Annotated in this window: 13 protein-coding genes and 1 riboswitch; of the genes, 10 read left to right on the forward strand and 3 right to left on the reverse strand. The window is 40.8% G+C overall.

Features of this window, described 5'->3' with window-relative positions; genetic code table 11:
- Window positions 1-134: 134 nt before the first annotated feature.
- On the reverse strand, window positions 135-620 hold the full coding sequence (locus LC090_RS00400) for a CarD family transcriptional regulator (protein WP_098445563.1): 486 nt from the start codon (window positions 618-620) through the stop codon (window positions 135-137).
- A 173-nt stretch (window positions 621-793) separates the two neighbouring features.
- On the opposite strand from LC090_RS00400, the gene LC090_RS00405 reads away from it, so the two are divergent.
- Window positions 794-1,765: a Gfo/Idh/MocA family protein gene (locus tag LC090_RS00405; protein ID WP_226654210.1), complete on the forward strand. Its 972-nt coding sequence runs from the start codon at window positions 794-796 to the stop codon at window positions 1,763-1,765.
- 66 nt (window positions 1,766-1,831) lie between these two features.
- The gene (locus LC090_RS00410) at window positions 1,832-2,995 is read left to right on the forward strand and encodes an iron-containing alcohol dehydrogenase (RefSeq protein ID WP_226654211.1); all 1,164 of its coding nucleotides are present in this window, start codon (window positions 1,832-1,834) and stop codon (window positions 2,993-2,995) included.
- A 39-nt stretch (window positions 2,996-3,034) separates the two neighbouring features.
- Here the strand turns inward: LC090_RS00410 and ade are convergent, their stop codons facing one another.
- Window positions 3,035-4,750 (reverse strand): adenine deaminase, encoded by a 1,716-nt coding sequence (gene ade / locus LC090_RS00415; RefSeq protein WP_226654212.1) that lies wholly within the window; start codon window positions 4,748-4,750, stop codon window positions 3,035-3,037.
- Window positions 4,751-4,791: 41 nt separating this feature from the next.
- A riboswitch (purine riboswitch) is annotated at window positions 4,792-4,893 on the reverse strand.
- 211 nt (window positions 4,894-5,104) lie between these two features.
- On the opposite strand from ade, the gene LC090_RS00420 reads away from it, so the two are divergent.
- The 6 genes from LC090_RS00420 to LC090_RS00445 all read left to right on the forward strand — a co-directional run bounded on the left by LC090_RS00420 (window position 5,105) and on the right by LC090_RS00445 (window position 14,463).
- Entirely contained in the window at window positions 5,105-6,766 is a 1,662-nt protein-coding gene (locus tag LC090_RS00420) for a glycoside hydrolase family 13 protein (protein ID WP_226654213.1), read from the forward strand.
- Window positions 6,767-6,979: 213 nt separating this feature from the next.
- A complete protein-coding gene (locus LC090_RS00425; protein ID WP_226654214.1) occupies window positions 6,980-7,462 on the forward strand; it encodes a hypothetical protein in 483 nt (160 codons plus the stop codon).
- A gap of 99 nt (window positions 7,463-7,561) precedes the next feature.
- On the forward strand, window positions 7,562-8,470 hold the full coding sequence (locus LC090_RS00430; RefSeq protein WP_226654215.1) for an HD-GYP domain-containing protein: 909 nt from the start codon (window positions 7,562-7,564) through the stop codon (window positions 8,468-8,470).
- 130 nt (window positions 8,471-8,600) lie between these two features.
- Window positions 8,601-10,763 carry a DNA topoisomerase III gene (locus tag LC090_RS00435; RefSeq protein ID WP_226654217.1) on the forward strand — a complete coding sequence of 721 codons (2,163 nt, stop codon included), beginning with the start codon at window positions 8,601-8,603 and terminating at the stop codon, window positions 10,761-10,763.
- Window positions 10,764-11,107: 344 nt separating this feature from the next.
- Window positions 11,108-12,988 (forward strand): cation:proton antiporter, encoded by a 1,881-nt coding sequence (locus tag LC090_RS00440; protein WP_226654218.1) that lies wholly within the window; start codon window positions 11,108-11,110, stop codon window positions 12,986-12,988.
- Window positions 12,989-13,131: 143 nt separating this feature from the next.
- Window positions 13,132-14,463, forward strand: coding sequence for an NAD(P)/FAD-dependent oxidoreductase (locus tag LC090_RS00445; RefSeq protein WP_226654220.1), 1,332 nt, complete (start codon window positions 13,132-13,134; stop codon window positions 14,461-14,463).
- A gap of 38 nt (window positions 14,464-14,501) precedes the next feature.
- Here the strand turns inward: LC090_RS00445 and LC090_RS00450 are convergent, their stop codons facing one another.
- Window positions 14,502-15,902 carry an MFS transporter gene (locus tag LC090_RS00450; protein WP_226654223.1) on the reverse strand — a complete coding sequence of 467 codons (1,401 nt, stop codon included), beginning with the start codon at window positions 15,900-15,902 and terminating at the stop codon, window positions 14,502-14,504.
- Between the two features lie 219 nt (window positions 15,903-16,121).
- On the opposite strand from LC090_RS00450, the gene LC090_RS00455 reads away from it, so the two are divergent.
- Both LC090_RS00455 and LC090_RS00460 read left to right on the forward strand, forming a co-directional pair.
- Window positions 16,122-17,111, forward strand: coding sequence for a LacI family DNA-binding transcriptional regulator (locus LC090_RS00455; RefSeq protein WP_226654225.1), 990 nt, complete (start codon window positions 16,122-16,124; stop codon window positions 17,109-17,111).
- 180 nt (window positions 17,112-17,291) lie between these two features.
- On the forward strand, window positions 17,292-18,686 hold the full coding sequence (locus LC090_RS00460) for a sucrose-specific PTS transporter subunit IIBC (protein ID WP_226654227.1): 1,395 nt from the start codon (window positions 17,292-17,294) through the stop codon (window positions 18,684-18,686).
- Window positions 18,687-18,739: the final 53 nt, after the last annotated feature.

The following is an 18,739-nucleotide window of genomic DNA, read 5'->3' on the forward strand; positions in this document are numbered from 1 at the left end:
TGTTCAGATTGAAGGCTGAAGTGACCGAGGGTCTGGGGTTTTGCAACTAGCCCAAGCTAAAGCATATGTGCCTCATCCTCACGCTCATACAAAAAAGGACAGCCCGAGGGCTGTCCTTTTTTGTATTACGAAAATTAATGCTTAATCGCTTCTTTTAGAATGACAGTTGCTTGATCTAACTCGACATCTTTTGTCAGAACGATCTCGCTTATGAGAAACTGCTGGGCGTTTTCCAGTAGTTTTTTATCATCAGTTCCGAGTGGTCGTTTCTTGTTTAGGGCTACGAGCTCACGGATCACTTCCACATGATTGTGGATATCACCTGTTTTAAGCTTGTTCATATTATCCCTGTAACGCTGGTTTCTATTTGCACTGGGCTCTTCCACGTCTACTTCTTCGTTAAAAGAAGTAAGAACCTGGTCCATTGTGCTGACGTCAGACACTTCACGAATTTTCAGGTTTTCCGTTTTTCCTTTTGGAATCATCACCTGAATATCTCGAAAAGGCATATTAAGAATATAATAGATCTGAGTTTCACCCAGTATTTCTTTTTCCTCGATAGCTTCGACTATACCTGCACCGTACATGGGATAAAAAATCTTATCGCCTACCTCAAACAAGCGCCCACCCCCAAATTTATAAATTATAGCACATCTCCTATTATAACATAAACAATTAATTTGTACGAATGGAATATTTTTTTAGGTTTTGCGCTTTGATTGCTTGATCGGTGCCAACTCCATTACAATAATAGACAAAACTGGTTCTGGCCAACAATGGAGGCGATTACAAAATGAAGATCGGAATGATTAGTTTTTGGCACGTTCATGCAAAAGATTATGCGGAAGAAGCTCGGGTTCATCCAGACGTAGAGATTGTAGCGATTTGGGATGAGAATGAAGAGTGTGGAAGAGAAGAAGCTCAAATGAGACAAGTGGAATACATAAATAGCATAGATGAACTTCTGAATCGACAAGAGATTGACGCAGTGGTTGTGACTTCACCAACAAACAGACATAGAGAACTCATTGTAAAAGCAGCTAGAGCAGGAAAGCATATTTTTACCGAAAAAGTTCTGGCGGCTACAGAAGAAGAAGCGCTTGTTATCCTAGATGAAGTAAAGAAAGCGGGAGTAAAGTTATTTGTCTCGTTGCCACGCGTTTATGATGGCTATACGGAAGCCATCCAACAGTTGCTTGCTTCAGGAGAGCTAGGTGATGTGACACAAACGCGCGTGCGCCTTGCGCACAATGGAGCGACGGCTGATTGGCTTCCAAATCATTTTTACAACAAAGAAGAATGCGAGGGGGGAGCCCTAATTGACCTTGGATGTCACCCGGTTTATTTAACAAAAATTTTTCATGGAATGCCACAACGAGTCACAGCACAGTTTGGGTATTTAACTAAGAAAGATGTAGAGGATCAGGCTGTCGTAACATTCGGGTATGAGGACGGATCCTATGGAATAGCCGAAACAGGTTTTGTAACAGCTCACTCTCCATTTACCATTGAAATACACGGCACGAAAGGTTCAGTTGTCTATGGAATACCGGATAAAAAACTAATAAAAAAAGTGTCTGATAGCTGGGATGAAGTAGCGATACCTGCTAATCGCCCCTCTCCTTTTTCACAGTGGATTGATCATATTCAAAAAGATAAGGTGACAGATGAGAACCTGGCACTTGCTCTTGATTTAACGGTGTTAATGGAAGCGGCTTATGAAGCAGAGGAAAACAAGTCTGAAGTCTTAGTGGGTGGCCGATAGTCCATCCTACGTTCTGATGATTGGAATATGGTACACTAGCTTCGACTAATGATAACGAGGTGTCTTATGAAACCATTTTTACAATACAACCCAACTCGTCTTTATTTTGGGAAAGACAAAATAAAGGAAATAGCAGAGGAACTTAACTATGGAGTAAAAGTTCTTGTGGTCTACGGTGGCGGAAGCATAAAGCGAAACGGCGTTTATGATGCAGTCATGACTGAACTTAAGAAAGTGAATGCGGACGTGCATGAGCTTTCTGGAGTAGAACCGAACCCTCGCCTGACAACAGTAGAAAAAGGTACTGCCATTTGTAAAAAAGAAGGCATTGATTTTCTTCTTGCCGTAGGCGGTGGAAGCGTGATCGATTGCACGAAAGCAATTGCGGCAGGGGCTCACTATGAAGGTTCAGCGTGGGATTTAATCACGCAAAAAGAGCCAATTGAATCAGCCCTGCCTTTTGGAACAGTTTTAACCCTTGCTGCGACAGGTTCAGAGATGAACTCCGTTTCGGTGATTACAAATTGGGAAACGAAAGAAAAACTAGGGTGGGGATCTCCACATGTATTTCCAACGTTTTCTGTTCTTGATCCGACCTATACGTTTTCAGTTCCAGAAAATCAAACGGTTTATGGCATCGTTGATAGCATGTCACATGCACTGGAGCATTATTTTCATCGGACAAACAACACGCCGATGATTGATGGGTTTATTGAATCCCTTCTTCGCACGGCGATTGAGACAGGTCCAAAGCTTCTAAGGGATTTGAAATCATATGAACATCGGGAAACAATGATGTATATTAGCACGACAGCTTTTAACGGAACATTAAGTAATGGAACGGATGGCGGTGATTGGGCCACACACCGAATCGAACATGCTGTATCTGCCGTTTACGATATTCCTCACGGTGGTGGATTGGCAATTTTATTCCCGAACTGGTTGGAACATGTCCTTGAAGAAGATCCAACTCGAGTGAAACAGTTAGCCGTGAATGTTCTTGGCGTATCATCAGAGGGTAAAAGTGATTACGAAGTGGCTGTAGAAGGAGCGGAAGCGCTTCGTACGTTCTGGAACTCTCTTGGTGCACCCTCTCGTCTTGCAGATTATGAGATTGATGATGCCGAATTTGACAGTATGGTTGAAAAGACCTTCATCAAGCCAGGCGTTGGCACATATAAAGAACTCGATCGGGAAAGCGTTCGAGATATTCTAACCCGTTCCTTATAATGCAGAAAGCAGCATGGCGCCGCCATGCTGCTTTCTTCTTTACTCATTAATGGAAATGTGGCGAAACTCTTTAACGCTAAAGAGTCCCATATCTGTTAGTTTAAGCTCTGGTATGACTGGAAGACTTAAGAAAGAAAGCGTTAGAAAAGGATTGAAAGACTTAGGAGCACCAATTTCTGTTAAGGCCAGGTCGATTTCTTCTAGTTCTTTCACGACAGATTGGTAATCGTTATTCGAAAGTAGTCCCGCAATAGGTAGCGGCAATTTTGCCAGCATTTCTTGGTTGCGCACAACCACTAAACCACCTTGCATTTCTTGAATGGCTTCAGCGGCTATGATCATGTCCTCGTCGCTAACTCCGGCCATAATCAAGTTATGGGAGTCATGTCCAACAGTTGTCGCAATGGCCCCATCTTTAAACTGAAAACCGTTTACAATGCCAAGGCCAACGTTGCCTGTATGATGATGCCGCTCGATAACGGCGAGTTTCATGAGGTCTTTTTCAAAACAGGAGACGAAGCCATTGTTAGCATTGCGATTAACGGTGAACTTCTTTGCTTCTGTCACAATCTGATTTGGAATTACTTTAATCACATTTGCTTCTTTGTCTGTTACAGGTAAGTGCAGGTGTTCCATTGTTAGTTTTGGTAGATGAACGGAGTTGGTTATTCTTGTAGAAGGCGTCACCGTCTTGATCCTCTTCGTCTTGCCTTCTTCTGCAACAAGCTCCCCAGCTCGATAAACCTGTGCGATTGAAAATGTTGTAACGTCGTTAAGGAGTAGGAAATCAGCATCAAGACCTGGGGCGATGGCGCCTTTTGTGGATAAATTAAAACACTCCGCTACGTTTAGTGAAGCCATTTGAATGGCGAGCAGAGGATCAAGTCCTTCTCGGATAGCAAGGCGAACATTATGATCAACGCTTCCCTCTGTTATCAAGTCGTCAATGTGCTTATCATCCGTGCAAAACATAAATCGTCTCACATTTCGTTCGGTTACAGCGGGAAGGAGTTTCTTTAAGTTTTTTGCGACAGAGCCCTCGCGAATAAAAACATACATCCCGCGTTTCACTCGCTCAAGCGCTTCCTCGGCGGTGATGCATTCATGGTCTGTTCCAATGCCTGCTGATTTATAAATATTCAAAGCACGGGTATCTAAGCCAGCAGCATGACCATCAATCTTTTTATTTTGAGCATCGAAAAGTTTTTGCATCATAGAAGGGGAGGTGTTTGCAACAGATGGATAATCCATCACTTCAGCTAACCCAAGAACGCGTTTATGTTCATAGAACGGCTTTAAGTCTTCAGCAGAAAGAATCGCTCCACTATTTTCAAAAGGTGTAGAAGGAACGCTTGAGGGAAGCATGTAGTAGATGTCCATCGGAACATTTTCAGAGTCTTGTAGCATATAAGCAATCCCTTCTGCCCCAGAAACATTAGCGATTTCATGGGGATCGCTAATGATTGTCGTTACACCACATGGAAGGACAGCCTTGGCAAATTCAGATGGAGGAACCATAGCGGATTCAATATGGACGTGCGCATCAATTAAAGAAGGTACGACGTATTTTCCTTTTGCATCAATGACGTGTTTCCCTTCATAATTTCCTATGCCTGCAATAACTCCATCGATAATTGCTACATCCGCTTTGATAAACTCGAGATTATAACTATCTAAAATCAGTCCATTTTTAATAACATAATCGGCAAGACGTTCGCCGGCAGCTGTTTGTATTCTTCGAGTCAGTTTATCCATTCTTTATCTCCTCTCAGTCTAGACAGAGGATGACAGATTCGCATTGCCAGAATTGTCATCGTAGTCAAACCATTTACGGTAGTTTGGTAGAAACCTTTGGACCATATCTCCAAAATTATACGAAACCTGGTACGTATTATTAGCGTATTTTATAGATGTCTAGGGCGCTCGTCAATAGCATGTGACCTTCCGCCCTAAAAATACTTTCATCTTCGTATTGATAAATGAGTCAAATCCAAGTAAACTACAAGTAGGTAGAAGTAAATAAGTGAAAAAGAAAGCGCTTTTTTTATCGAGTTTTGAGCAAACGTTTGCACTTTACGAACTTTATAAAATAGATGAGGGTGTAGAGATATGAAAAGAATCTGGTGGAAAGAAGCGGTAGGCTATCAAATTTATCCTCGAAGCTTCCAAGACTCTAATGGTGATGGAATTGGAGACTTACAGGGGATTATTGAGCGACTGGATTATATAAAAGATCTTGGTATTGATGTCATTTGGATCTGTCCAATGTACAAATCTCCAAATGATGATAACGGTTATGACATTTCTGATTACCAGGACATTATGGAAGACTTCGGTACAATGAAAGACTTTGATCTGCTGTTAAAAGAAGTGCATAAACGCGATATGAAATTAATTATCGATCTTGTCTTAAATCATACGAGTGATGAGCACCAGTGGTTTATTGAATCGCGTTCATCAAAAGAAGATCCAAAACGTGACTGGTATATTTGGCGAGATGGAAAGAATGGCAAAGAACCGAATAACTGGGAAAGCATTTTCGGTGGATCCGCCTGGGAATATGATAAGAAAACCGATCAGTATTATCTTCATGTTTTCTCAACAAAGCAACCGGATGTGAACTGGGAAAATCCAGATGTTCGTGAAGCACTCTACGACACGGTTAACTGGTGGCTTGATAAAGGGATTGATGGTTTTCGAATCGATGCGATTAGTCATATTAAGAAGCGCCCAGGGTTTCCCGATATGCCGAATCCAACCAATGAAAAATACGTTTCTTCATTTGATATGCACATGAATCAAAAGGGAATTCAGTCATTTCTTCAGGAGTTTAAGGATAAAACGTATTCAAATTACGATGTTATGACGGTTGGTGAAGCAAACGGTGTAAGCATTGATGAAGCCGATCAATGGGTGGATGAAAAAGACGGTAAAATGAATATGATTTTTCAATTTGAACACCTTGGATTATGGGATGCAGAAGAAAACCCTGATCTCGATATCGTGTCTTTAAAGAAAGTACTAACACGCTGGCAAAAGGGACTGGAAAACAAAGGGTGGAATGCTTTGTTTGTTGAAAATCATGACAAGCCACGTGTTGTTTCAACCTGGGGCAATGACCAGGAGTATTGGAGAGAAAGTGCAACTTCAATGGGTGCGATGTATTTTCTTATGCAAGGGACACCATTTATATATCAAGGCCAAGAAATCGGCATGACGAACGTTCAGTTTCCTTCTATTGAAGATTATGATGATGTGGCCGATAAAAATCGCTATCGCATTCAACGCGAAGCAGGAGTACCCCACAAGGATATTATGAAGGTCATTTGGGCTTCATCTCGTGATAATAGCCGAACACCGATGCAGTGGAGCAACGATCATAACGCTGGCTTTTCTTCTGGAACGCCGTGGTTAAAAGTGAATCCAAACTTTGTGGATATTAATGTGGAGAAGCAAGAAGCTGACGATCAGTCCATTCTATCTTTCTATAAAAAAATGATTGAACTGAAGAAGAAGAACCTTGTTTTCACATACGGAAGCTATGACTTGCTTCTTGAAGAGGACCCGCAAATTTACGCTTATACAAGAACGACAAATGATGACGCAGTTCTAGTGGTCACAAACCTATCCATTGAACCTGCTGTATTCAACACAGAACTTAAGCTAGAACCGAAACAATTACTTTTGAATAACTATCCAGTTGCAAGAGAAGTGAACGATTCGATCGTATTAAAGCCGTACGAAGCAAGAGTTTATCGCCTTAATCGCTAATAATTGACAGTCGAGTTTGATCGACTGTCTTTTTACTAGGTAGAAAAAGGGTTTCAAATGGCACTGTTTTGTCTAAAATTTACCAATATTGTCGAGAAAACAGGGGGAAAAAAGATAGATTTCTTGAAAAATTTACCGTATAGTGTTGATTAGTGGGAGGTAGGACCTATTTTAAACTTTCACTACATACTAGTTTGATAGGGGAGGATTAACATGAAGAAGTTCATAGTAGCTTTATTTTCAGTAGTAGCACTATTTATGTTTATGGGCACTGGCGCTTTTGCAGCAGAAAATGATCACGCTGAAATCTTACAAAAAATTGACGAAACGAATGTAAAAATTGAAGCGGAAATCCAAACGGCGCAAGGCAAAGGAGATCAGTTATTGGCAACGCTTTCCCTTGAAACGGCAAAGCTCGATGCCAAGCTTGAAAATGCGCGTCTAAATGGTGCTTCAGATGCAGACGTTGCGAATATCGAACAAGAAATAAAGAAGAAAAAAGCAGAGCTTACTGAAAAGTACAACCAGGATCTAGATAAATTAATCGATGACCTTATTAGTAAAACGAATAAAATGACTGCTGATATGATTGAGGAAGCAGCTGAAGCGGGCATTCAAGCAGAATGTTCATGGGTGTACGTCCAGATTGCAGACCGATGGGTTTGGGTTGATCCGATTCAAATCGTGGGAGTTTAATTGTAAAAGCATCTCATTTGAGATGCTTTTTATTATATGCGTAGTACTATATAATAAGATATAGAGGAAATGTATGTTAGTGGAAAAAGAGGTGTAAATTTGGACGGTTTATCTGTAGGACGTAAGCAGGAGTGTTTGGAAGAAGTAGTGCAAGAATCTGCGAAGCTTAGTTTATTAGGAAGAGGTTCTGGCATTGAGGTCATGAAACAAGTAGTATACGAAGGAACCGTGTTTTATTTATATCCAGGCAACAACTCTGAAAGCTTTGAATTCTTTTATATTTTAGAAGGTGAACTGGTATGTGAAGAACTTTCCATTACCTTGAAAAAAGATGATTACTTTTTCGTAAAAGATCTTAAAGATATCGTATTTTTTGAAGCTGCTTCTGAAGTCTCAATGATTTGGATGATAAATGAGTCCGTTTTCCATTTAATTAGTCAAAAAGTTTCTTTGCTACTAGAAGTGGTTAGTAAGGTTGAAGAGAAGGATCGATATACGTTTAAGCATAGTATTAGAGTTCAAAATACTAGTATTAAAATAGGGAAAAAATTGAAGTTGACAAAAGATGAGTTAGATACACTAATTGTTGCTTCAGTCCTTCATGATGTAGGGAAAATAAACGTACCTGAAGAAATATTGAACAAGCCGGGCGGTCTTACGGATGAGGAATATGAGGTCATAAAAAAACATCCTGGCGATGGGGCGGAAATGGTTAAAGACTCCTATTATTCCGATATAAGCACTATTATACGACAGCACCACGAGAGACTTAACGGCTCTGGTTATCCGGATGGTCTGATGGGCGATAAGATCACGATTGGTGCAAAAATTATAGGTGTTAGTGACTCTTATGACGCGATGACCGATGATCGTTCATATCGAAAAGCTTATACACCTGAATATGCATTGAATGAATTAAAGCGTCTTTCAGGCGTGTTGTATGATGCTGAAGTAGTCGATGCCCTTGAAGCTGTTTTAATAGAAGAAGGCATTTTAAATAGCAACTAGCCGAAGGGAGATGGGAGACATCTTCTTTTTTGTTTGGTAAAGAAAATACGAGTAGGCAATGTTTCACGTGTAACATTGAAGCTGGTATGATAGGACATAGAAATAATCGAACTATGAGGAGATTGGTATTGTGGGTAAAAAGCTCATTCTTGCAGAAAAACCCTCCGTTGGGCGCGATATTGCGAGGGTATTAAATTGTACAAAAGGTGGAAATGGTTTTCTTGAAGGGGATCGCTATATCGTAACGTGGGCGCTTGGTCATTTAGTGACGCTTGCAGATCCCGAAGTTTACGATGACTCATACAAGACATGGAAGTTAGAAGATTTGCCAATGCTTCCTGCCCCGCTAAAACTCGTCGTTATTAAAAGAAGTGGAAAGCAGTTTAGCGTTGTAAAAACGCAAATGAATCGTAATGATGTGAGCGAAATTGTTATTGCAACGGATGCAGGACGTGAAGGAGAGCTTGTGGCCCGGTGGATTATTGAAAAAGCACGAGCTAAAAAGCCTCTTAAAAGATTATGGATTTCATCTGTTACAGACAAAGCGATTCGTGATGGATTTAAAAATTTGAAAGATGCGAATCAGTACACGAATCTTTATCATGCAGCTGCAGCTAGGTCTGAAGCGGATTGGTATGTTGGTTTAAACGCAACTCGTGCGCTTACAACAAAATACAATGCACAGCTTTCCAGTGGAAGAGTGCAAACGCCGACCCTTTCAATCATTGCCAGGCGAGAAGAGGAAATAAAATCATTTCAACCTGAACGGTATTATGGAATAGCAGCGGTGGTGGATGGCTTTACATTAACGTATCGTGATTCAAAATCGAACGATACTCGTGTATTTGATCGCGACCGAATTGATGCCGATCTTAAGCTGTTATCAGGAAAGCAAGCACGGATAGAAGAAGTGAAAAAAGTTAAGAAAAAGTCGTTTGCTCCTGGATTGTATGATCTTACAGAGCTACAAAGAGATGCACATAAACGTTATGGCTTTTCAGCGAAAGAGACGCTCTCAGCTACCCAACGCTTGTACGAGCAACATAAGCTCGTTACTTATCCGAGAACGGACTCACGTTTCCTATCTTCTGATATGAAAGACACGTTGAAAGAAAGACTAGAAGCCGTAGCCCCTTATGAAAGAACAGCTCGGAAAGTACTTGGGAAAACGATTCAAACAGGGAAGCATATTATTGATGATCGAAAAGTATCCGATCACCATGCGATTATTCCAACGGAGCAAACCCCTGTCATTCGTGAACTAAGTGATAAGGATCGAAAAGTTTATGATTTGATCGTTAAACGATTTGTAGCTGCGCTATACGAGCCTTTTGAATATGAGCAAGTAACGGTTAAAGCTAAGATTGGTGAAGCCAATTTTGATGCAAAGGGGAAAAGGGTTCTTTCGGCTGGTTGGAAAGAAGTATATGACACAGAGGAGGCAGATGTCGTGCTTCCTGAGTTGAAAGAAGGTCAGGAACTTCGCGTGCTCTCTCTTACTAGAACGGAAGGGAAAACGACTCCTCCTTCTCGCTTTAACGAAGGGACTTTATTAACTGCCATGGAAAAGCCAGCGCAATTTTTAAGCGCGCAAGATAACAAGCTTGCGAAAACGCTTGGAGAGACTGGAGGCCTTGGAACAGTTGCGACACGTGCGGATATTATCGAAAAATTATTTAATAGCTTTTTAATTGAAAAGAATGGGAAAGATCTAACAATCACGTCAAAAGGCAAGCAATTGCTCGAAATTGTTCCTGATGAATTGCAATCACCTGCACTAACTGCTGAGTGGGAGCAGAAGCTTGAAGCGATTGGCAAAGGTCATCTTTCAAAGCAGGCATTTATTGAGGAAATGAAAGCTTATGCCAATGAAACTGTTCAGAAAATCAAATCAAGTTCGAAGAAATATAAACATGATAATGTAACGGGAACGAAATGTCCTGATTGTGGGAATTTAATGCTCGAAGTAAAGAGTAAAAAAGGAAAAATGCTCGTTTGTCAGGACCGCGAATGTGGCTACCGCAAAGGAAAAAGCAAAGTCACAAATGCAAGATGTCCTAAATGTAAAAAGAAACTTGAGCTCCATGGTCAGGGTGATGCCCAAACCTTTGTATGTAAGTGTGGCCATCGTGAAAAACTGTCGACATTTAATGAACGTCGTAAAAAAGAGAAAAACACGAAAGCGACAAAGAAAGATGTATCAAGTTATATGAAAAATCAGCAGAAAGAAGAGCCGGTTAATACCGCTCTTGCCGATGCGTTAGCAAAATTAAAATTAGACCAGAAGAAGTAGCAGAGAGCAGGGTGACCTGCTCTTTTTCATTTTAAAGTGATCCTTGTCATCAAAAAATAAATTTGAATAGAAATGGATTCATTTCGCCATCTGAAGGGTAATAAACCTTTCATAATCTAAAAGAGAAAGTGTCCTCTTCCGATAAAAAAGAGTAGATAGTTGCCATATTGTATGAGTAGCATATAAAATGACGACATGAAAACGCATTTCAATCTTTTTACTAATAACGGTATTTTTGAGCATATTTTCAAACATTTCTGTCCATATCGATTATAGTGAAGTTAGGTACATAGGACAGAATAGGAATGAAGTACGAGCAGTTGTTAAACATAAGGAGGCTATCCATGGTCGATTCGATTTTATTTAATATTATGCTGGTTGGTGCCCTTGGCATCTTTTCGCAATGGATTGCCTGGCGTTTTCATTTGCCCGCCATTGTCGTTATGTCCATTATTGGTTTGCTTGTCGGTCCAATTTTCGGCTTACTTCATCCTGAAGATGTATTCGGGGATTTGTTTGATCCATTCGTATCCATTGCGGTAGCCATTATTTTATTTGAAGGAAGTCTTAATCTTGATTTTCGGGAAATTAAGGGGCTCGGTCGACCGGTTGGCAGAATCGTAACGGTAGGCGCTTTTCTAGCCTGGCTTTTAGGGTCACTGTCAGCACATTATGTTGCGGGATTATCCTGGGGTGTGGCATTTGTTATTGGTGGCTTGTTTATCGTAACTGGGCCAACCGTTATTTTACCGCTATTAAGACAGGCTAAACTAAAGCCAAGACCAGCAAAAATATTGAAGTGGGAAGGCATTATAGTCGATCCACTGGGAGCGCTTCTAGCCGTTTTTGCATTTGAAATTATTAAGTTTTTAAAAGTAGAAGAAGCAACGCCCACCGTTCTTCTCGTCTTTTTCTTAGGTTCATTATTTGCAACGCTATTTGGCTTCCTTTGTGGTCGAGGCGTTGGATGGATGTTCGAGAAGGGGTACGTACCGGAATTCTTAAAGTCTCCCGTCGTTTTCGCTGTCGTTATTCTTTGTTTTGCAGTAGCAGATGAAATCACTCATGAAACGGGGCTACTCGCTGTTACCGCAATGGGAATTACGCTTGCGAATATGCATATTTCATCGATTGACGATATGAGACACTTTAAAGAAAATATTTCAGTACTGTTGATTTCAACAATCTTTATTATGCTAACCGCTTCATTATCCGTTGACACTTTGCTTGAAATTTTCCATTGGCAAATTCTTGCCTTTGTCCTTCTTATGCTATTTGTGGTTAGACCCATTTCAATTTGGCTATCAACCATTGGAACGGACTTATCCTGGCAAGAAAAGACGCTTGTTGGCTGGATTGCACCACGAGGAATCGTTGCGTTAACTGTCGCGAGCTACTTTGCCAGTGTGTTACTTGATGCCGGCTTTGAAGATGCCAAAATATTGATGTCTCTTACATTCGCATTAGTATTTGCTACCGTTGTTGTTCACGGATTTTCGATACGTTGGACAGCTGAGAAGCTTGGACTTGCAAGCGATGGGCAGCCTGGTGTTCTCATCGTAGGTGGCAGTACGTTTTCCACCGCTTTATCAAAAACGCTACAAGAATTAAAGATCCCAGTTTTAATTACGGATTCGTCCTGGCAAAGGCTACTTACTACGAGAAAAGCTGGTGTACCGTTTTATAGAGGAGAAATTCTATCCGAACAAACCGAATATCGCCTCGATTTAACGCCATACGAGTATATGATTGCGGCAACCGAGCTTGATTCTTATAACGCACTTGTTTGCACAACGTTTGTTCCTGAAATCGGACGCAACAATCTCTTTCAGTTAAGTTTACGGAACGATCGCGGTGATGATCTAGAAGAGCTCGTGCATACGATAGGAGGCCGTGTTGCATTTAAAGAAGGTGCCACGTGGGAAAACCTGAATCGTAAAGTGGAGAGTGGCTATGTTTTTCGAAAAACAAATATTACACAACAGTATGGCTATGATCAATATCTTGAGGAAAGAGATGAAGAAACAATTATGCTCTTTGTGAAGAAGCCTTCTGGAAGTTTGGAATTTTTTGCTCACGATTCTCAAACAAGAGCGGAAGCAGGCGATGTTATTGTAAGCCTGATGCCGCCTAGTAAAGAGTTCAATCGAATACGTGAAAAGCTTGAAAAACAGCGTACTGATGAGAGGAATGAAAAGGAAGAAATGAAAGAGGTAAGTGAGTAAGGCCCCCGTAAAGGGGCTTTTTCATTTATCAAGAATCAGGATACGGTGGGAGATTGATGAAATGAAGTAAAAGTGAAGAGGCCAACTCGCCGTTCTAGTGCTGGATTATGATATGCTTTTTTAAATAGGAGGGGAGGGTTGTCATGTATGACGTAACGATTATTGGAGCTGGGGTTAGCGGGATCTTTATGGCTTATCAGCTGGCAGAGCTACACCCGGATTATAAAATTATGCTGCTTGATAAAGGGAAGGAGCTTTCAGAACGAAAGTGTCATGCTCGTTCAAAACAAACGTGTTCTTGTGACGTTTGTGATCAGTACATAGGGTTTGGTGGACTCGGTAAGTCGGAAGGGAAATTTAATTATACGAATGATTTTGGTGGTCATCTCGGGAGAAAAATTGGAGCAGAGCGGGCAGAAGAACTGATGTGGGAAGTCGATCGTATTCTTTGTGCTTTTGGGGGAGAAGAAGCAGAGCTCTATCATACGCATAGTCAGGAGTTAAAAGAAGATGCGAGAAACGCAGGTTTGGAAGTATTTACCACGTCAGTTCGGCATCTTGGTACGAAACGCTCTCGTATTGTATTTCAAAAATTGTACGAGTTTCTACTAGATCGGATTGAGCTACAATTTGAAACAGATATTTACTCAATTAAAAAAGCTGAAGTCTTTGATATAAATACTTCAAAAGGAACAATACAATCAAAGAAAGTTGTTCTCTCAACAGGGAACAGCGGAAGTGAGTGGATGTATACTCAGTGTGAACAGCTCGGTCTACTACCTGGTCCAGCTCGTCTTGATCTGGGTATTCGGGTTGAAATGCGAGGCAATCAGCTTCAATCGATATTAAAAAATACATTTGAAACTAAGCTTCATATCAAAAGAGCGGCTTTCGAAGGAACAACATACTGCATGAATCCAAACGGGAGAATTATAAGGAAATATCAAGACGGACTTGTCATGCCGGATGGACAGAATAAGAGGGAAAAAGATGAGCCGGGCAGTAATTTAAACTTTACGTTATTCGTACCTTCTTTTTATTCTTCAAAAGAGGAAGCCGATCAAGTTGCGAACCAGGTGATTGGTGGGATTAATCGAGAAAGGGATCGGATTGTGGTTCAGCGTCTCCAGGATTTAAAAAAGCAGCAGACGACTAATCCAGATATTCTGAAACTAAATTCAATTGTACCCTCCCTTGATGCGGATGCTGGGAACCTGATTAAAGAAGTCCCCCACGTTTATCTCCAAGCACTTCTGGAGTTTTTCGATTGCCTCGAGCAGCTGATAGGGGATCGGATTGATGAAGAGACGTTGCTATATGGCATGGACGGGAAATTCTACGAAGCAAAAATCCCAACAAATGACCATTTCGAAACAGAAGTGAGTGGACTCTTTTTGATTGGAGATTGTTCAGGTGAAACGCATTCCTTATCTCAGGCAGCTGCTAGTGGTTTATATACAGCCCAAATGATATAAGAAAAAAGATCGGCACAGATGGCCGATCTTGTCATTGCTTATGAAGAAGCAGATGATTCAGGTACTGCTTTTTCACGCTTAGACAAAAACTTCAACGTGAAGATCGAAAAAGCGAGTAAACCAATACATGTTAACCCAAGGTATAGATTACTAAAGATAAGATTGTTTCCCGATAGTGAGAAAGGATTCATGGAAAACGAGACATTTTTCATATCAAGAAGTCTTCCAAAGATCGCTGAACTAAAAGCACCCGCAAGGAAGTTCAATAAATTGAACACGCCCATTCCTACACCATTTTGGTTGTCTGGTAAAATGGTCGATAATAAATCAGCAGTAGAGCTTTGAATGAGTGGGAATCCGAGATAAGCAATTAATAGACAAGGTGCAATCACCCAAGCACTGTATCCTGCAAATGTTGAAATAAAAAATGTTCCACTGGCAATTAAGAGTAAAGCGATTTTAACAACGAGAATGGCGCCACGCTGTTCAATAATTTTACCGCCAATTTGTCCAATTAACCCAGCTGCCATGGCACCAGGGAATAAGACAAGACCAATCTTTAACGTAGACAGCCCGTTTAGCTCTCGTAACATAATCGGAATGACAAAAATGAGTCCAAAAAGTGCTGAAGTACCTAGAAAGCTTGTTAAAACGGTTATTGTATATTTGGTATTTTTTAATATAACTGGATCGATAAAGGGATGGGTAATTGTAAACGTTCGCCATAGAAAAAGAATGAAAAAGACAATGAAGATGACGAGTAAATACCATAGAAACGTTGTAATATAGAATAACAAAGAGGCAACGGATACAGCCATAAGAGCAGCACCTGGTAAGTCAATCGAGCCTGAACGTTTTTCTTCATTGGGCAACCATTTTCGAAACAGCGGTATCGCAAATACGGTTGCAACAGAGAATAGGAAAAGAAAGCGCCAATTCAGGGTGCCGCCTACAACCCCGCCAATAATTGGACCAACTCCTGAAGCAAAAGCTACTGTCGAAGAAATCAATCCAAACACTCTGCCTTTTTCATTAGGGAGAAAACGAATCGGAACAATAAAGGCAAGCGCTGGGATCGTAGCGCCACCAATCGCTTGTAGAATTCGAGCTGCTAATAAAGTCGGATAGTTGGGGGAAAGGAAGCCAATAAAAGCACCTGTAGCAAAAATACTAATTCCTATTGTAAAAAGTGTTTTGATTGGATAGAGATCCGCCAGTTTGCCGTACATGAGCGAACCAATCGCAAACACAAGGATATACCCTGTCAAGACCCAGCTTACTTCTGAAGGGCTAAGGTTAAACGACGCAGCAATATCGGGAATGGCAACGTTAAACATCGTTCCATTCATAACAGCAAAAGCTAAAATCGTACAGACGAGAATGATCAACTTTTGCCGAGCTTGGGCGTCTAATTTTTCGTGTTCTGTATAGTCTGACATAGCTGCCCTCCTTTAATTGGTTTGTTATTCGTTCAACATCATTTATTTAGTATCCCGAAACAAAACATATTCCATTTAATCATAGTGGCCTTTTTGTGAGAAGTAAACTATATTGCCTGTCTCAAAGGTTTAATCGTACATATTTTCCCAATTATAGACTTTAGAGGTTATTTCGATTATGATGATAGAAGGAAAGATTGCATTAATGGAGGAACAGTTATGCCAACTATTAAGGATGTAGCAAAACGTGCTGGAGTCTCTCGTACAACCGTATCACGAGTACTTAATGACAATGGCTACGTGAGTCATGAAGCAAGGCAGCGGGTCGTTGAGGCTGTCGAAGAAATGGGTTATATTCCAAGTGCTCATGCTAAAACGATGCGAACGAAACGCTCTGGAGTAATTGGCGTTATTCTGCCTAGAATTAGTACGGAAACTGCCAGTCGCGTTGTGAACGGAATTGAAAAAGAGCTTGCGGAAAACGGATATCAAATTCTTTTAACCAACACACAGTTACAGCCTGAGAAAGAAATACAAAATATTAAACTATTGAAAAGTCGTCAAGTAGACGGCATTATTTTGCTTGCCACAAACCGTAATCAAGATTTACTCGATACAATTTCTGAAACTTCCATCCCCTTTGTGGCGATTGGACAGGAGCTAAGCGGAGTGACGTCTGTCGTTTACGACGATTATCATTCTGCCTTTAGTGTAACCGAGTTGCTTATTGAAAAAGGTCATCGTAATGTTGGGTTTATTGGCGTACCTGAGAGTGACCACGCGGTTGGCGTTATTCGAAAACAAGGCTATTTAGATGCGATGAAAAAGCACGGCTTGTCAGTTGAAGAAGGGTGGATTCAATATGGAAACTTTACGTTTGAATCTGGCTATGAAGCAGCAAGACAATTATTGGAGCAATCTGAGCATCGGCCGACAGCTATTTTTGCTGTAACAGATCGAATGGCGATCGGAGCACTTGGCCAGTTGAAAGAAAAAAGCATTCGTATACCTGAAGATATGGCTTTATTTGGTATTGGGGCGTCAGATTTATCGAGACATGTGACACCAGCACTATCAACTGTTGATTATTTTAATGAAGATGCTGGACAGAAGACAGCTCAGCTTATTTTAGAGCAGTTATCAGGAAAAGTGGTTGAAAAAGAAAAAATTAAACTTGATTATAGACTTATTGAAAGAGATAGTGTATAGTAACTAATGAAAACGATGTCAATTTCTTTTTAACTAGTGTGGAATCGTTCACACATCCTTTGAACCTAAATTTACTTTTGGAATAACAGAGTAGCGAGTAAATGAAAACGTTCGCATTCTGTTTTGTATAATGTGGAATCGATACCATGAACAAGATAAACCTTGAAGGGAGAAAATAATATGGCTACAAATCGTGAGATTGCTCAGGAAGTCATTGCTGCCATTGGAGGACAAGAAAATATCCAATCTGTTGCACATTGCGCAACAAGACTTAGAATAATGGTACACGATAAAGAGAAGATTGATCAGGAGAAAGTAGAAGGGGTTGAAAAAGTTAAGGGTGCCTTCTATAATTCCGGTCAATATCAAGTTATTTTTGGAACAGGAACGGTTAACCGGATTTATGAAGAAGTGACGGCATTAGGAGCGACTGGATCAACGAAGTCCGAAATTAAAGAAGAGTCGGCTAAGCAGGGAAATGCTTTTCAACGTGCCATTCGTTCATTTGGTGACGTTTTCGTGCCGATCATTCCTGCACTGGTCGCAACTGGATTATTTATGGGTCTACGTGGACTTGTTCTCCAAGAAGAGATACTCGCTCTTTTCGGGTTAACACCAGGGGATATTTCAGATAATTTTATTCTATTTACACAAGTCCTAACAGATACAGCGTTTATTTTCTTACCGGCGCTTGTCGCGTGGTCGACATTCCGAGTGTTCGGAGGAAATCCCACCATTGGTCTCGTTCTTGGATTAATGCTAGTGACTCCAGCTCTTCCAAATGCATGGGAAGTAGCGGCAGGAAATGCAGAACCACTTAAGTTTCTAGGATTTATTCCAGTCGTTGGGTATCAAGGTTCCGTGATTCCAGCATTCGTTGCTGGTTTACTCGGTGCAAAGTTAGAGAAACGTATTCGGAAACTAGTTCCTGAAGCACTGGATCTTATTTTAACGCCATTTTTAGTATTGCTCATTATGATTACCCTGTCATTGTTTGCGATTGGACCGATTTTCCATACGGTAGAAGAATACATCATGGATGGTACCATCTATATTCTTGATCTTCCATTTGGTCTAAGTGGATTAATTATTGGTTTCTTCCATCAAATCATTGTGATTACAGGTGTGCATCATATCTTTAATTTCCTTGAAATTCAGTTGTTTGAGAACCTTGGTTATAATCCCTTTAATCCAATCATTTCAGCTGCCATCGCAGCTCAAGGTGGGGCGGCACTTGCAGTCGGGATGAAAACAAAATCGAAGAAACTAAAAGCATTAGCACTTCCATCTTCTTTATCTGCATTTCTTGGAATTACAGAGCCGGCAATCTTTGGCGTAAATCTTCGTTATATGAAACCATTTATTATGGGACTGATTGGTGGGGCAGTTGGCGGATTCCTTGCATCACTCTTTAAGCTAAAAGCCACTGGTCTTGCGGTTACCGTTATTCCAGGTACACTCTTGTTCTTAAACAGTCAGATCGTTTTATATCTTCTTGTGAACGTTATTTCGATCGGAATTGCCTTTGGTCTTACATGGGCATTTGGCTATAAAGACGGTATGTTAGATAAATAATCATGGAAGGGGGGTCCTCATAAGAACGGATCCCCTTTTCAAAAATTAAACAA

This window comes from Guptibacillus hwajinpoensis (genome assembly GCF_020524165.1).
GTDB lineage: Bacteria > Bacillota > Bacilli > Bacillales > Guptibacillaceae > Guptibacillus > Guptibacillus hwajinpoensis_D.

What these genes read in the sequence shown, in the direction of transcription:
- LC090_RS00405 (WP_226654210.1), top strand. Translation starts at nt 794, where the DNA reads ATGAAGATCGGAATGATTAGTTTTTGGCACGTTCATGCAAAAGATTAT.
- LC090_RS00410 (WP_226654211.1), top strand. Translation starts at nt 1,832, where the DNA reads ATGAAACCATTTTTACAATACAACCCAACTCGTCTTTATTTTGGGAAA.
- ade (WP_226654212.1), bottom strand. Translation starts at nt 4,750, where the DNA reads ATGGATAAACTGACTCGAAGAATACAAACAGCTGCCGGCGAACGTCTT.
- LC090_RS00420 (WP_226654213.1), top strand. Translation starts at nt 5,105, where the DNA reads ATGAAAAGAATCTGGTGGAAAGAAGCGGTAGGCTATCAAATTTATCCT.
- LC090_RS00425 (WP_226654214.1), top strand. Translation starts at nt 6,980, where the DNA reads ATGAAGAAGTTCATAGTAGCTTTATTTTCAGTAGTAGCACTATTTATG.
- LC090_RS00440 (WP_226654218.1), top strand. Translation starts at nt 11,108, where the DNA reads ATGGTCGATTCGATTTTATTTAATATTATGCTGGTTGGTGCCCTTGGC.
- LC090_RS00445 (WP_226654220.1), top strand. Translation starts at nt 13,132, where the DNA reads ATGTATGACGTAACGATTATTGGAGCTGGGGTTAGCGGGATCTTTATG.
- LC090_RS00450 (WP_226654223.1), bottom strand. Translation starts at nt 15,902, where the DNA reads ATGTCAGACTATACAGAACACGAAAAATTAGACGCCCAAGCTCGGCAA.
- LC090_RS00455 (WP_226654225.1), top strand. Translation starts at nt 16,122, where the DNA reads ATGCCAACTATTAAGGATGTAGCAAAACGTGCTGGAGTCTCTCGTACA.
- LC090_RS00460 (WP_226654227.1), top strand. Translation starts at nt 17,292, where the DNA reads ATGGCTACAAATCGTGAGATTGCTCAGGAAGTCATTGCTGCCATTGGA.